The organism is Brachybacterium tyrofermentans (assembly GCF_039526165.1).
Taxonomy (GTDB): domain Bacteria; phylum Actinomycetota; class Actinomycetes; order Actinomycetales; family Dermabacteraceae; genus Brachybacterium; species Brachybacterium tyrofermentans.
In genome coordinates this window covers 1-1,331 of the sequence record NZ_BAAAIR010000071.1, presented here as the reverse complement: position 1 = coordinate 1,331, position 1,331 = coordinate 1, and the positions used below count along the sequence as shown (strand labels likewise).

Below are 1,331 nucleotides of genomic sequence, written 5' to 3'. Positions count from 1 at the left end.
GATCGCCTCGGTGGGCCCGTTGGAGGTGCTGGGCCGGTCGAAGTAGGCCAGGACGTCGGCGGCGCGCTTCTTCAGCGTCCTGCCGAGCTTGGTGATCTCGACCAGGGCCTTGGGGACGCCGGTGCTGATCGAGTCGATGAGCCGGGCCATCAGCTCGCGGCCGTGGCGCCGGTTCTCGTGGCGGTAGGCGGCGATCATGCGCTGGTAGACGCTCCAGGTGACCTCGACCTCGACGTGGGCGTCGTCGGCGAACAGGGTGTCCAGTCGGTCCTTCTGCTTGTCGTTGAGCAGGTCGGCGCCGGTGGACAGGGTCCGGCGGGCGGCATAGAGCGGGTCGCCCTTGCGGCCGCGGTGCCCACAGATGGCCTGCTGAACTCGCCGTCGGCACTCATCGAGCGCCTCGCCAGCGAGGCGCGTGACGTGGAAGGGATCTAGCACGGTCACCACGTCGGGCAGTTCCTCGACGGCGGCGGTCTTGAACCCGGTGAAGCCGTCCATCGCGACCACCTCCACGCCGTCGCGCCACTCCTGCGGGCGGTCGGCCAGCCAGGTCTTGAACGCCTGCTTGGAGCGTCCTTCGACCATGTCCAGCAGCCGTGCCGGGCCGGTGCCATCTCGCACTGGGGTGAGGTCGATGATCACGGTGACGTACCTGTCGCCGCGACGGGTGTGCCTCCACACGTGCTCATCGACCCCGACGACCTTCACCCCCTCGAAGCGGTGCTCCTCGTCGATCAGCACCCGCTTGCCCTCGGCCATAACGGCGTCGTTGGCGGTGTCCCAGGCCACCCCGAGCCCCTCGGCGACCCGAGCCACGGTCAGGTGCTGGACCACGATCCCTTCCAGCGCCCACCGCAGAGCGCGCCGAGACAACTTGGCCCGGGGCTCGGCCGCGGCGGTGGTGTCCTGGCGCCACACATACCCGCAGCCGCTGCAGCGGTAACGGCGCACGACGACCTCCAGCGTCGTGGGCCGCCAGCCCAGTGGTTCGTGGGCAAGCCGTCGGACCACGGTGTCACGTGGTCTCCCTTCGCAGCCGCAGCGCCGGCACCACTGGTCGGGCTCGACCACCTGACAGGCCAATACGGCACGATCCGGCTCGAGTCGCTGCCCGGTGACAACGAGGCCGAGTTCGTCGAGGCGGCAGAAGGCAGTCAGGTCGGGGCTGGCGAACGCATCAGCGCGCCCGCCGACGGTAGCGTCGTGCACGTCGAGGTCTTTCGGGCTGAGTGTGTAGGAGCTCTCATCCTCGGGAGACCTCGACCCTCACCCCGACACCGACGCGCCGGCCCGCCGCGCGACGTGCGCTACACCCTCATCTGGGAAGAGCC

At 69.7% G+C, this 1,331-nt stretch carries 1 protein-coding gene; it reads right to left on the bottom strand.

The window, feature by feature from the left end:
* Window positions 1-1,209 (bottom strand): ISL3-like element ISPfr3 family transposase (locus ABD093_RS18265; RefSeq protein WP_343926299.1); only part of this gene is annotated, 1,209 nt, incomplete at its 3' end.
* Window positions 1,210-1,331: the final 122 nt, after the last annotated feature.